Consider the following 13,386-nt stretch of genomic DNA (forward strand, 5'->3'; position numbering starts at 1 on the left):
CCCTCCTTAGTAATCGATACCCAAAGCATCCAGATGCGCAGCTGCTTCCTTGCCCCATTGCACGGTTATGGAGGTCGGATTGGCGGTAAACACTCGCGCGGCATTGCCGTGGTTATCGGTGTGGCCGACCAAACGCTGGCCATCACCGGTTTCGATGCAATAAAGCATATCGGGAATGGCATCGCCGGTGTTCTCGTCCACCAACTGGAAGCGTTCGCTATGTTTAGGCACTGTAACGATCGGGGTGAAGGGAGCCTCGCCCACCTGCGTGCCGACAAAAACGTCGCCGGAGCCGGTAATGATCATTCCGCCATGGGCTGTGGCGCTGCCGAGGAAGGCGATTGGCTTGCCGTTGATCAGGATGTTGCCGATGCCCTCGGTGACGGAATCACCGCAGGCGGTGGTATCACCGACTCGCAGCACGGGCATGCCATTGATGTTCACATTGGGTGAACCGCTGGTGCTGGGGTTGGTACTGTGTCCAGTGATCGGGCAGGCATTGAGATCGCTGAGGCGCGCGGCAGGTTTTGCCATCATCTACATCCTTGTATGAGCGGAGCCGGGAAATTTACCGGATCTGCTCCGTGGGTGAAAGTCTGCCCTCCTGGCTGCCCGTTTCTGCCGTGACCGGTGTCACAAACGACGCCGCCAGCAGCTCCCGCGTATACGGGTGCCGGGCCGAATGGAATAACCCGGCCGTTTCGCCACGTTCCACCACCTCGCCATCCTTCATCACGATCAGATCGTGGGCCAGCGCGCGCACCACCGCCAGGTCGTGGCTGATGAACAGATAGGTCAGCCCGTATTCCTCCTGCAACCGGCGCAACAGCGCAACGATCTGCTTCTGCACCGTGCGATCCAGCGCCGACGTCGGCTCATCCAGCAGGATCAGATCCGGCTTGAGCACCAGCGCCCGGGCGATGGCGATGCGTTGCCGTTGCCCGCCGGAAAACTCGTGGGGATAGCGATGACGCGTCGCCGGATCGAGCCCGACCTCCTTCAGTACATTGATCACAGCCTGCTCGCGCGCCTGCGCATTCAAGTCGCTGTGCACCTGCAAACCTTCGGCAATGATCTGCTCCACACACAAGCGCGGACTCAGGCTGCCGAACGGGTCCTGAAACACCACTTGCAGGCGTTTGCGCAGCGGACGCAATTGCTTGCCGCTCAGTCGTTCAAGCGCCTCACCCTTGAAGCGGATGCTGCCGTCGGCGTCGATCAGACGCAAAATCGCCTGACCTAAAGTGGACTTGCCCGATCCGGATTCACCAACAATGCCCAAGGTCTTGCCCCGTTGCAGGTTCAGATCGATGCCATTGACCGCGTGCAGATAAGTCTTGGCCCGCAGCCATCCGCCGCCCAGCGGAAAACGCACATTCAGATCGCGAACCTCGAGCAAATCCTCCGCCGCATCACGACACAGTGCCGCACCGCCGGGTTCGGCGTTGAGCAATTCGATGCTGTAGGGATGTTGCGGCGCACGGAACAACTGCTCGCAGCTCGCCTGTTCGACGATTTCGCCCCCGCGCATCACCGCCACCCGCTGGGCAATGGTGCGCACCAGATTCAGGTCGTGACTGATGATCAGCAGCGCCATGCCCAGCCGCTGTTGCAGTTCCTTGAGCAGCAACAGAATCTTGCGTTGCACCGTGACATCGAGGGCTGTGGTCGGCTCATCGGCGATCAGCAACTGCGGTTCGCACGCCAGCGCCATGGCGATCATCACCCGCTGCCGCTGCCCGCCGGAGAGCTGATGCGGATACGCTTTCAGCCGCTCGCGCGGACGTTGAATGCCCACCAGTTCCAACAGCTCCAGAATCCGTTTGCGCGCCGCCGTGCCCGCCAGGCCTTTGTGCAGCGCCAGGCTTTCGCCGAGTTGCCGCTCGATGCTGTGCAACGGGTTCAGCGAACTCATTGGCTCCTGAAAAATCATTGCGATGCGGTTGCCGCGCAGTTGCCGCAGATAGCGCTCGTGCACACCCAGCAGCTCTTCGCCGCCATAACGGATGCTGCCGTCGATCTGCGTGATGTTCGGGTCCAGCAGTTGCAGAATGCTGTGGGCCGTCACTGACTTGCCGGAACCCGATTCGCCCACCAGCGCCAGGCATTCCCCCGGGCAAATGTCGAGGTCGATGCCGTGCACCACTTCCTGCCCTTTGAACGCCACCCGCAGGTCGCGTATTTCGATCAGATGTTCACGCATATCAAGTCCTGGGGTCGAAGGCATCACGGCAGGCTTCGCCGATGAAAACGAGTAAAGAAAGAATCAGCGCCAGGGCGAAGAACGCCGTCAGGCCCAACCACGGGGCTTGCAAATTGTTCTTGCCCTGACCAATCAATTCGCCCAGCGAAGCACTGCCGGCGGGCATGCCAAAGCCGAGAAAGTCCAGCGCCGATAACGTGGCGATCGCCCCGGTCAGAATGAACGGCAGGTACGTCAAGGTCGCACTCATGGCGTTGGGCAGAATGTGACGCACGATCACCTGCGAATCGCCCACACCCAGCGCCCGCGCCGCTTTCACGTACTCAAGTCCGCGGCTGCGCAGAAACTCGGCGCGCACCACGTCCACCAGACTCAGCCAGGAAAACAGCGCCATGATCCCCAGCAACCACCAGAAATTCGGCTCGACGAAGCCCGACAGAATGATCAGCAGGTAAAGCACCGGCAGCCCCGACCAGACCTCCAGCAAACGCTGACCGAGCAAATCGACCCAACCGCCGTAATAGCCTTGCAAGGCACCGGCCGCGATGCCGATCAACGCGCTCACCGCTGTCAACCCCAGAGCAAATAACAGCGACACCCGCGTGCCGAATATCACCCGCGCCAGCACATCCCGCGCCTGATCGTCGGTGCCCAGCCAGTTTTCAGCGGTGGGCGGGCTCGGGGCCGGTTCGCTGAGGTCGTAGTTGACCGTGTCGAAACCGAACGGGATCGGCGCAAACCACATCCGTCCGCCCTGCCCCTCGATCAGTTCACGCACCTGGGCACTGCGGTAGTCAGGCTGGAACGGCAGCTCGCCGCCGAAATCCTGCTCGGTGTAGCGCTTGAACGCCGGGAAATACCACTCGCCCTGATACGTCACCAGCAACGGTTTGTCATTGGCGACCAGTTCGCCGCCCAGGCTCAGGCCGAACAGCGCGAGAAACAGCCATAACGACCACCAGCCGCGCCGATGGGCCTTGAACCGCGCCCACCGGCGCTGTCCGATTGGAGAAAGCGTCGGCATCAGGCAGTCCTCGCGGTGAAGTCGATGCGCGGATCGACCAGCGTGTAACACAGGTCGCCCAGCAGTTTTATCAGGAGCCCGAACAGGGTGAAGATGAACAGCGAGCCGAACACCACCGGGTAATCCCGCGACACCGCCGCTTCGTAGCTCAGGCGGCCGAGCCCGTCGAGGGAGAAGATCACTTCGATCAAGAGCGAGCCGCCGAAAAACACCGTGACCAATGCCTGAGGCAATCCGGCCACCACCAGCAACATCGCGTTGCGAAACACGTGCCCGTACAACACCTGTCGTTCACTCAAGCCCTTGGCCCGGGCCGTGACCACGTACAGCCGCGAGATCTCGTTGAGGAAGCTGTTCTTGGTCAGGATCGTCAGCGTCGCGAAACCGCCGATCACCAGCGCACTGACCGGCAACACCAGATGCCAGAAGTAATCGGCAACCTTGCCCCACAGCGACAGCTCGGCGAAGTTGTCCGAGACCAGCCCGCGCACCGGAAACCAGTCCAGCGCCGTACCGCCGGCGAACACCACGATCAGCAGCAGCGCAAACAGAAACCCCGGCATGGCGTAGCCGATGATGATCGCCGCGCTGCTCCAGACATCGAACGCCGAACCGTTGTGCACCGCCTTGCGAATCCCCAGCGGGATCGACACCAGATAAGTGATGAGCGTCGCCCACAAACCCAGCGACAGGGTCACCGGCAGCTTCTGCCAGATCAGCTCGGTCACCGTCGCGCCACGGAAGAAGCTCTTGCCGAAGTCCAGTTGCGCGTAGCTCTTGAGCATCAGCCACAAGCGCTCGCCAGCGCTTTTGTCGAAGCCATACTGCCGCTCGATCTCGGCCACCAGTTTCGGATCCAGGCCCCGAGTCGCGCGGGACTCGCCGCCAATGCTTTCGACATGGCTGGCACCCACCGCCGCACCGACACCGATCCCCTGCAATCGGGCGATGGCCTGCTCGACCGGGCCACCGGGCGCGGCCTGCACAATCACGAAGTTCACCAGCAGAATCGCCAGCAAGGTCGGCACGATCAGCAGCAGACGCCGCAGGCTATAACCCCACATGGGCGTACTCCTTGTGCTGTTGCTGCATCTGCGTCGAGGTCAGCGCGGTCGGGCTGATTTCCCACCAGGTGTCGAGTCCGGCGTCGTACAACGGCGCAATTGCCGGGCGACCGAAGCGGTTCCACCAGACCGTGGAAATCCCCGGCGGGTAATAGTTGGGAATCCAGTAGTAGCCCCACTGCAGCACCCGATCCAGGGCATGGGCGTGGCGCAGAAGGCTCTCGCGATTGTCGGCCTGCACAACGCCTTCAAGCAGCGCATCCACCGCCGGATCGCGCAGCACCATGTAGTTGTTCGAGCCAGGATCGTCGGCACCCTCGGAGCCGAAGTAGTTGAACAGCTCGCGCCCCGGTGCCTGACTCACCGGGTAACCGACGACGATCATGTCGTAGTCGCGGCTGCGCACGCGGTTGGTGTATTGCGCGGTGTCGACCTGACGGATATCGAAGCCGATGCCGATCTGCGCCAGGTTGCGCTTGAACGGCAGCAGCAGGCGCTCGAAACCCTTTTGGCCGTTGAGAAAGGTGAACTGCAACGGCTCGCCGGCGGCATTCACCAATTGATCGCCACGGGGTTTCCAACCGGCGGCCTCCAGCAGTTTCAATGCCTGCAACTGTTGCGCGCGGATGTTGCCGCTGCCGTCGGTGCGCGACGCTTCGAACACTTGACTGAAGACTTCATCGGGAATCTTGCCGCGCCACGGTTCGAGGATTTTCAGTTCTTCGGCATCCGGCAGTTCGGTGGCCGACAACGCACTGTGGGAAAAGAAGCTGCGCTGGCGCAGGTACATGCTGCGCATCATCTGCCGGTTGCTCCATTCGAAATCCCAGAGCATGGCAATCGCCTGCCGCACCCGACGATCCTGAAACATCGGCTTCTGCAGATTGAACACAAAGCCTTGGGCACCTTGCGCGGCGCCGGGTGCGAGGTGTTCGCGCAGCAACTTGCCCTGCTCCAGCGCCGCCCCCGCATAACCGATGGTGTAACTGGTGGCGGAGAACTCGCGGTTGTAATCGAAGCCGCCGGCCTTGAGCACTTGTCGCGACACATCGGTGTCGGCAAAAAACTCCACGCTCAACTGATCGAAGTTATAAAGCCCGCGAGTGATCGGCAGATCCCTGGCCCACCAGTCCTTGATCCGCTGGAATTTCACACTGCGCCCGGCGTCCACCGCGCTGATCTTGTACGGCCCGCTGCCCGGCGGAATCTCGAAACCTGCGCCATCAGCAAAATTGCGCGTGCGCCACCAATGCTCGGGCAGCACCGGCAACGTCGCCAGATCCAGCGGCAAGGTACGGCTCTCGTTGTTCTTGAACACGAAACGCACCTGAGTCGGCGACTCGACCTGCACCTCGGCGACATCGCGAAACTGCTGGCGATATTTGAGGCTGCCCTGAGTGGTGAACAACTCGAAGGTGTAGCGCACGTCCTCGGCGGTGATCGGCGTGCCATCCTCGAACTGTGCCTTGGGGTTCAAGTAAAAGCGCAGCCAGCGCCGGTCCGCGTCCAACTCCATGCGTTGGGCCACCAGACCGTAGACGCTGTAAGGCTCGTCCTTGCTGCGATAGGCCAGCGGCGCATAGAGCCAGCCGTCAATGTCGGCAACGCCGGTGCCTTTGTCGATGTAGGGAATCAAGTGATCGAACGGACCGCTCTCCAGCGAAGAGCGGCGCAGGGTTCCACCCTTTGGCGCGTCGGGGTTGGCGTAGGCCAGGTGCTGGAAGTCCGGGGCGTATTTCGGGGCTTCGCCGTAGACCGTGAGGGCGTGTTGGGGCGCGGCGAAACTGAGCGGGCTCAACCACACTAAGGCGGCAAAAAGCATGAGTCTGAAGCGCATTGGCAAGGTCCTGATGATTGGGCGACGCCAAGGGCCTCTTCGCGAGCAAGCCCGCTCCCACACAGGTTCGTGGTGAACACAAATCCCTGGGGGAGCGAGCGTGCTCGCGAAGAGGTCAGAGCAGTCACCACACCTCCTGCCTACCTGGGATGTGCAGCAGGCAGGCATTTTTTATAGGGCGGGGTTTAGAACGATAAGTGACTAAAACCCGCCACGACCGATCATTTTCAGAACTTGTAATTGACCCGCGTGTACAGCGTGCGGCCAAACGGGTCGCCGTATTTCGGGTCGTAGCCGCTCTGGAACGTGTAGGTCTGGTTGCTGAACGGCGGCTCGCGGTCGAACAGGTTTTTCACCCCGAGGGTCACCGCCAGGGTCTTGCGCCATGTGTAGGTGCCGGCCACGTCCCAGACGTTGTACGAACCGACGTAATCGTGAGTCTCGCGATCCGAGTCGTGGTAACCACTGGTGTAGCGGTTGGTCAGGCTTGCGCCGAGCGGGCCGTAGTTCCAGCTGCCGGTCAGGCTGTGACGCCAACGGGCCACGGCGCCGGCCGAGGCAAAGTCGCCGCCGCGAAAATCGCCGAGCTTGTCGATGTAGTCACCCTTGAGCTGCTGCTGATAGTCATAACGGGTCACGTAAGTGCCTTGCAGACCGATGCCGAAATCACCGTACGGCGTGCTCGGCAGGCGATAGTCGAAACTCACGTCGACGCCGTTGGTCTTGATCTTGCCGAGGTTGGCCAGCCCGGTGACGATGTGATCGATGGAACCGTCGGGCTTGCGGATCAGGCGCTCCGGGTACAGCTCCGGGTTCTCGAACACCGCCGATTCGGGGAACTCGGCGATCTGGTTGGCGATGTCGATCCACCAGAAATCCAGGCCGGTGGTCAGGCGATCAAACGGCTGATATACGAAACCGAGGGTGACGTTGCGCGCGGTCTCCGGGCTCAGGTCGGTGTTGCCGCCGGAGGTGCGATTGAACTGCTGGGCGCAGTCGCGGTTGGCAATGCCGCCGTTGCTCGGGTTGCCTCCAGCGCACAGGCGCGGGTCGTTGTAGTTGGCGTTGGTGAACGAAGTAAACGTCGGGTTGTACAACTCGTACAGCGATGGCGCACGGAAACCTTCGCTATAGGCGCCGCGCACCACCAGTTCCTTGAACGGCTGGAAGCGGAACGAGTATTTCGGGTTAGTGGTGCTGCCGAAGTCGCTGTACTTGTCGTGGCGCACGGCGGCGGACAGTTCCAGGCTGTCGAGCACCGGCACGTTGACCTCGGCGTACTGCGCCGAGACGCTGCGATCCCCTTGTACGCTGCCGTTGGGATCAACACCCAGGCTCTGCACGTCGCCGGCAAACGCGGCGAAATCCTGATGGAAATCTTCCTTGCGGTACTCACCGCCCAGCGCCAGTGCCGAAGGCCCTGCACCAAACCAGTCGCCGATCTCGCGGCTGATGCGCCCGTCAATCGCCTTGACCCGGCCCACTGCCGTCGCGTAATCGCCATTTACCTCGTTGGCTGCCAGTAATGCCGAACCGGCAGCGGTCTGCGGGCCGAACGGGTTGATCACACCGTTGGCGATGCCCTGGCTGACGGCACGGTCGTTCACATAACCGCTGCGAATCGTGTTGACCACTTTGTTCTGGTTGTACGACGCGCCGAGGTTGTAATCCCACCCGACCAGGGTGCCGTCGAAGCTCAACAGCAGGCGCTGACCGGTGTTGTCGTCCTCATGCTGACGGGCACCGACGGCGGTTTCACGCCAGTTCACGTCCACCGGTTGCGTAGGGTCGAGGGCAAAACCGCTCGGTCCGGGCGTAATGCCGTTCCCCGGATAGAACGCCGTGCCAGGGTTGACCTGATTGCCCATCAAAGTGCCGGGCCCGATCTGGGTACGGTTTTCGTTGCGCGCCCAGAAGTATTCGAGGCTGACGTTGTGATCGTCCGACAGCTTGCCGGTGGCCTTGGCGAAGGCCGAGGTCTTCTCGGTTTCCGGCACCAGATCCAGGTAGCTCCACAGGCTCTGGCGGCAGATACCGTTTCGCGACAACAGCCCCGGCGCATTGCAACCGGAACCGGCCAGCGGGTTGGTGGCATTGCTGCCCTGGCTCCAGTTGGCGGGCGATGCCGTGCCGGAGGTGTAATCCAGACCGCGCCCTGGCTGGTAGTTATAGGTGTAGCCACGATCATCGGCGGCCAGGCGATTCTGCTTGTCGTAACTCACCACGCCGAAAACGTTGAAGCGATCGTCCTGTAAATCGCCAAAACCCCAACTGCCGCTGAAATTGCGACTTTCGCCGCCGCCAGAATGGGTCGGTGTGTCGTAGTTCGTGCTGATCTGACCTTCGGTGAGGCTGGTCTTGGTGATGAAGTTGATCACCCCGCCGATGGCATCGGTACCGTACAGCGCCGAAGCGCCGTCGCGCAGCACTTCCACCCGGTCGATGGCGGCGAACGGAATGGTGTTGAGGTCGACGCCAGAGCCATTGATCGCATTGGTCGCGTTGTTGCTCAGACGCCGACCGTTGAGCAGCACCAGGGTTTTGTTCGGGCCAATGCCCCGCAGGTCGGCATAGGACGCCCCGCCGCTGCTCGACCCCACCGAGCGCCCGGAGCCCACCGAAGACTGGTTGGCCGAGATGCGGTTGACCAGCTCTTCAGTGGTGGTCACGCCCTGCTTCTGCAACTCCTCGACCCGCAGGATGGTGACCGGCACGGCGGTTTCGGCATCGACCCGGCGGATCGCGGTGCCGGTGACTTCGACCCGTTGCAGTTGGGTGGTCGGTTCGTTTGCCGTGCTGTCGGCAGCGACTGCCGGCAACGTGTTGATCGCCAGCAGCAAGGCCAGGCTCAAAGGGGATTTAACGGGTGAAAAATGGATCATGAACAGCCATCCCTGCGTTTTGGTTTATGCAGGGATGTGCGATGGCAGACAGGGTTTTATAGGGCGCGATTTAGACCGTTGGGTGCTGAGGTTATGCAAAAAGACGCGCGTGATTTTTCATACCAGTTCCGCGTCCTTGAGCAATCGCGTATCCAGCCCGAATCGCTCTTGCGAGACCATCCTGAATTGCCCCTCTGCCAAATCGCAGCTCACCAGCAAATTCCACGAGTGCCGGGTGGCTGCCGATGGAATCAGTACAAACGGGTGCTCGGCGAGCAACGCGTCGGCAAAATCCTGCTGGTTGGGCGAGGCCTGTGCGGGACTCATCCAGTAGGGGTTGGGCAGCTCCTCGGGTTGCACGATTTTCACAAGCGCCTCACTGACCACCTCAAAGCACGTCAGCACATAGGGACTTCTATCAAGTGCGTTGAAACTCCCGTGAGCGGCCACCTCCAGAATGGCTGTAGATGGATCGATCGAAGCATAAACGACACGGCGGCCGGGCCGGTTCCATCGCCCGCCCTGCAGTTCTGAACCGATGCCGCTGTCCCATGTGCACCGGTAAAGCTCAGGGTCCAAACGCCACGCATACCAGCGGTCGTCCCAAGGCAGCGGGTTCATTGATAAACCCCGTATTTAATCCGGTGCAGATAAGCAATGACCGATTGATACCCCAGTGAGCTTTCGATCAATGCAACGGGTCTGTAACCGTTTAACCATTTGGTCGCCTTGCTCATCCACTCCTCGGCGCTCGGCTGATCGTGGAACACCTCGATAGCGGACTCAAGAGCGTGCGCATACTGAAAAGCGATCATGCTCTGCTGTCGGCTCATTCGCGTCGGCTCGCCACTATTCAGCAAGCGCCGCACGGTTCTGACGGACTTTCCGGTGATGAGCTGCACAAGCTCGCTTTCCCGGTAGAGCTCGGATGTTGAAATCATGTTCACAACGTCCCGCAGATCAAAACCTTCCCGCGCGTAACCAACAATGTGCATGGTGTCTCTGTCCCATATCCGGCCGTTCAGCAACACCTCAACAGGCTTCCCCTCGACCTTCTTCAGCCCCGTAAACCGGGGTGCTTTCGCTTGGGGCATCGGAACACCCTCCATAGGGCATCTGGCGTGATCGTGGCGCCAGGAATCACGAGGGGAATAAGTAGAGTTTTCGTGCTCGAGATGTGGGATTCGCATAATCCATCCAATGTCAGGGGCCCGAGTCTCCAGGCCGGTCAGTGACTTCATGTCACGACCGATGCTATAGGCCCCGCTTCCGACGGCCAACCTTAAAAAGTCGTCGGAAATATCCCCGTTTTCGCCCAAAGCCCGGCAACTTCCGTAGGACGCTGCCGGGCATTATTCCGTCCTCAACTGCCGAAGTGATAACTCACATCCAGCCACCACTGGCGCCCGTACGGGTCGTAGTTGCCGGTGGGGTAATACGGCCATCCCGCCGAGTCGTCATGCTTGACCTGATTGAGCACATTGTTCACGGTCAGCCCGACGCTTGCCCGGTCGTTGAGCTTGTACCGCGCACTGGCGTTGAACACCGTCCACGGCGACAGACGCCCGTCGCCCGCGCCATTGGTGACCGAGCCGTAACGAATCCCCATCAGCGTTACCGTGGCCTTTTGGTAATCCCAGGTCAGGCTGGCGTTGACCTTGCTGCGCCAGTCGTAGTTGGTGCGCGAAGTGCGCCAGTCCTGGGTCGGCGCCTCGTCCGATTCCTTGTAGTAATGCGAGAGCACCAGGGTGTAACCCAGCGCCGAACTGAACGCGCCGTACTGCCCGGCGCCCCAGCGGATGTTGCTTTTGAAGTCCAGGCCGCTGACCCGTTCGCTGGCGGCGTTGATCGCGTTCACCCGTACCCGTTGCAACTGATTGGGATCGACAGCGGCATTGCCGGGATTGCGATCGACACGCGCCAGGGTCGACTGGCAGTTGGCCGAGTTGATGTCCTGGGTGCCATTGCGGCATTCGTTCTCTTGCTGCAGCAGACGGTTTTCGTCGACGGTGGTCAGCAGGTCATCGATCTCCACCCGCCAAAAATCCGTGGAGAAATCGAAGTTGCGCGACGGCGACCAGACGAAACCGTAGGTCCAGGATTTGCCGCGTTCGGATTCCAGATCCGCCGTGCCGCTTTGGGTGTAATCGACCCGCCCGCGATCACAGGCGCCCTCCACGCCCTGGCTGCAGCCGTAATAGTCGATCTGCGCCGGGTAGTAACCGTTGCTGTCGGACTGATAGATGTAGTTCAGGTCCGGCGCGCGGAAACTGGTGCCGTAGCTGCCGCGCACCAAAAGGCTGGTCACCGGCCGCCATTCCAGGCCGAGGTTGTAGGTTTTCTGCTGCTCGGTGCGGCCGCTGAATTTGTATTGGTCCCAGCGCCCTGCCGCTGTCGCCAGCACCGTGTCGGTGACCGGAATGCTGAACTCGCCACCGGCCGCATAACGCTTGCGCGAGCCGCCGGAGCTTTGCGCAGGCGTCACGCCGTAGAAACTGCCGTCGTTGAGGCTGTCATCCGGGTCGATGCGGTATTCCTGCTTGCCCGCCTCCAGCACCCCGGCGAATCCCACCGGACCGGCGGGCAGGTCAAACAACTCGCCGTTGACCGACGCGTTGTAACTGGTGGAAACCGACTTGCTGCTCTGCGTCAGGTTGCCGCGAAACTGCTCCCACTCCTGGGTTGTCAGTGGCCGGTCGAGGCGCGAGGCATCCGGCGCGAACACCGGGTAACCGTCACGGGTGCCCAGCTGCGGGCCGAGGTAGAAATCCTGGATCGACGACAGCGGCGTGTAACGGGTGGTGCGCACGCTTTTGTACTCGGACCGGTTGGCCGCCAGTTCATAGTTCCACCCGGTGTCGGCGATCTTGTCCGAAAGGCCCAGGGTGCCGGTCCAGGAGGTGTCGCGCCACTTGCTGTTGTTGCTGGTGCGCCCACCGATTTCCTCTTCGCCGAAGCGTCGATACCAACGCTCCAGATTGCCGCTGTTCTGGTTGATGAAATCCGGCGAGGTGAAGCTCGGGCCCCGTGTGTTGTTCTGGATGTGATCGAGGCCGTACATCAAATCGGCGAAGACCTGCCCGCTGTCGCTGAAATGCCAGGTGCCACGGGTGTAGCCGTCGTAGTTTTCCTTTTGCGTCTGCACCGTCCAGTAATCGTTGTAGATCTGATCGGTGCGGCAACGTCCGCCGCTGTTGAACAGCTTGTTGTCGAACGTGCCCTGATACGCGCCACAGCCGGGTCCCAGGTAGCGGTTGTTGGTCAGGTCGCGACGGTAGCCGACATCCGCCAAAGGCCCGCTCTGCATGAAGCCGCGATCATCGGCCCAGATCGGATCGCGGTTGGTCAGTTCGAGCCCGAACAACCCGTCGAAGTCGCCCCAACTGCCGCCGCCGCTGATCTGCAAGCGTTGGTTGTCACCGCCGCCGCGCTCGCTGGTGCCGCCCTTGAGGTTGACGTCGACGCCATTCATTTTGTCTTTGAGGATGATGTTCACCACCCCGGCAATCGCGTCCGAACCGTAGATCGCCGATGCGCCGCTGCTGAGCACTTCGATGCGCTCGATGATCGCCGACGGAATGTTCGCCAGGTTGGTGAAGTTGACCTTGCCGTCATACGGCGTCGGGTAATCGGCGACCCGTCGGCCGTTGATCAGCACCAGCGTGTGGTTGGGGCCGAGGCCGCGCAGGTTGAGGGCGCTGGCCGCCGGTTGCCAGGTGTTGCCGTAGTCTTCGCCCTGGGTCATGCCGGTGTTCTGGGTTTGCGTGGCGAGGGCGTCGTAGACGTTCTTGTAGCCGCGCGCTTCCATCTCTTCGTGGGTGATGACGTTGACCGGGGTCGCACCATCGCTCTGGGCGCGGGCAATGCGCGAGCCGGTGACGGTGACTTTTTCCATGCGGTAATCGGCAGTTCTGGCGGGTGCCACGGCAGCGGCCTTGGCCGGCGCGGCACTCGGCGTATCGGCCGGGCGAATGCTCAGGCCCTGGCTGCCCTGCTCGACTTGCAGGCCGCTGCCGATCAAGGCCTTCTCCACCGCCTGGCGGCCACCCAATGCGCCGCGCACCGCACTGCTGCGCTTGCCCTGCACCAGATTCTGACTGAAGGAAATCGGCACGCCGGTCTGGCGCGAGATGTCCAGCAGCACCTCGTCGAGGGCCCCGGCGGCAATGTCGAAGGTAAAGACCTGAGCGGCGGCGTCTTGTGCCTGAACGGCGACCGGAACCATGCCCGTCGCCAGCACGATGGCCAGCGTCAGGCGGGACAATTGTTGTTGTTTGAATGAGAACATCGAGGGGCTTCCCTGTTGAAGGCGTCTGCAGGGAATGAGCAGCGGGCCGGCGCTTTTTATAGGGTCGCGGATAGACCGGGAAGTTATG

At 61.6% G+C, this 13,386-nt stretch carries 9 protein-coding genes; all 9 read right to left on the reverse strand.

Features of this window, described 5'->3' with window-relative positions:
* Positions 1-6: 6 nt before the first annotated feature.
* Complete coding sequence (locus ACKUG4_RS17990) at positions 7-534, reverse strand: PAAR domain-containing protein (protein ID WP_064381302.1); 528 nt, start codon at positions 532-534, stop codon at positions 7-9.
* Between the two features lie 34 nt (positions 535-568).
* Positions 569-2,203, reverse strand: a complete 1,635-nt coding sequence (locus ACKUG4_RS17995) for an ABC transporter ATP-binding protein (protein WP_445434525.1) — start codon at positions 2,201-2,203, stop codon at positions 569-571.
* Position 2,204: 1 nt separating this feature from the next.
* Positions 2,205-3,227, reverse strand: coding sequence for an ABC transporter permease (locus ACKUG4_RS18000; protein WP_236187740.1), 1,023 nt, complete (start codon positions 3,225-3,227; stop codon positions 2,205-2,207).
* On the reverse strand, positions 3,227-4,291 hold the full coding sequence (locus tag ACKUG4_RS18005) for a microcin C ABC transporter permease YejB (protein ID WP_039768842.1): 1,065 nt from the start codon (positions 4,289-4,291) through the stop codon (positions 3,227-3,229). The genes ACKUG4_RS18000 and ACKUG4_RS18005 overlap by 1 nt, the downstream gene beginning before the upstream one ends.
* On the reverse strand, positions 4,278-6,128 hold the full coding sequence (locus ACKUG4_RS18010) for an extracellular solute-binding protein (protein WP_445434526.1): 1,851 nt from the start codon (positions 6,126-6,128) through the stop codon (positions 4,278-4,280). The genes ACKUG4_RS18005 and ACKUG4_RS18010 overlap by 14 nt, the downstream gene beginning before the upstream one ends.
* Before the next feature lie 227 nt (positions 6,129-6,355).
* A complete protein-coding gene (locus ACKUG4_RS18015) occupies positions 6,356-9,010 on the reverse strand; it encodes a TonB-dependent receptor (protein ID WP_445434527.1) in 2,655 nt (884 codons plus the stop codon).
* Positions 9,011-9,127: 117 nt separating this feature from the next.
* Positions 9,128-9,631, reverse strand: a complete 504-nt coding sequence (locus ACKUG4_RS18020) for an RES family NAD+ phosphorylase (RefSeq protein ID WP_064597057.1) — start codon at positions 9,629-9,631, stop codon at positions 9,128-9,130.
* Positions 9,628-10,104 carry an antitoxin Xre/MbcA/ParS toxin-binding domain-containing protein gene (locus ACKUG4_RS18025; protein WP_172829488.1) on the reverse strand — a complete coding sequence of 159 codons (477 nt, stop codon included), beginning with the start codon at positions 10,102-10,104 and terminating at the stop codon, positions 9,628-9,630. The genes ACKUG4_RS18020 and ACKUG4_RS18025 overlap by 4 nt, the downstream gene beginning before the upstream one ends.
* A gap of 269 nt (positions 10,105-10,373) precedes the next feature.
* Positions 10,374-13,298, reverse strand: a complete 2,925-nt coding sequence (locus tag ACKUG4_RS18030; protein ID WP_445434528.1) for a TonB-dependent receptor domain-containing protein — start codon at positions 13,296-13,298, stop codon at positions 10,374-10,376.
* Positions 13,299-13,386: the final 88 nt, after the last annotated feature.

The sequence above is a fragment of the Candidatus Pseudomonas auctus genome (assembly GCF_048654275.1).
Taxonomy (GTDB): Bacteria; Pseudomonadota; Gammaproteobacteria; order Pseudomonadales; family Pseudomonadaceae; genus Aquipseudomonas; species Aquipseudomonas pharyngis.

Bases quoted from the DNA above. Each gene is read 5' to 3' on its own strand.
- ACKUG4_RS18015 (WP_445434527.1), bottom strand. From the start codon at position 9,010: ATGATCCATTTTTCACCCGTTAAATCCCCTTTGAGCCTGGCCTTGCTG.
- ACKUG4_RS18030 (WP_445434528.1), bottom strand. From the start codon at position 13,298: ATGTTCTCATTCAAACAACAACAATTGTCCCGCCTGACGCTGGCCATC.
- ACKUG4_RS18020 (WP_064597057.1), bottom strand. From the start codon at position 9,631: ATGAACCCGCTGCCTTGGGACGACCGCTGGTATGCGTGGCGTTTGGAC.
- ACKUG4_RS18010 (WP_445434526.1), bottom strand. From the start codon at position 6,128: ATGCGCTTCAGACTCATGCTTTTTGCCGCCTTAGTGTGGTTGAGCCCG.
- ACKUG4_RS18025 (WP_172829488.1), bottom strand. From the start codon at position 10,104: ATGCCCCAAGCGAAAGCACCCCGGTTTACGGGGCTGAAGAAGGTCGAG.
- ACKUG4_RS17995 (WP_445434525.1), bottom strand. From the start codon at position 2,203: ATGCGTGAACATCTGATCGAAATACGCGACCTGCGGGTGGCGTTCAAA.
- ACKUG4_RS17990 (WP_064381302.1), bottom strand. From the start codon at position 534: ATGGCAAAACCTGCCGCGCGCCTCAGCGATCTCAATGCCTGCCCGATC.
- ACKUG4_RS18005 (WP_039768842.1), bottom strand. From the start codon at position 4,291: ATGTGGGGTTATAGCCTGCGGCGTCTGCTGCTGATCGTGCCGACCTTG.
- ACKUG4_RS18000 (WP_236187740.1), bottom strand. From the start codon at position 3,227: ATGCCGACGCTTTCTCCAATCGGACAGCGCCGGTGGGCGCGGTTCAAG.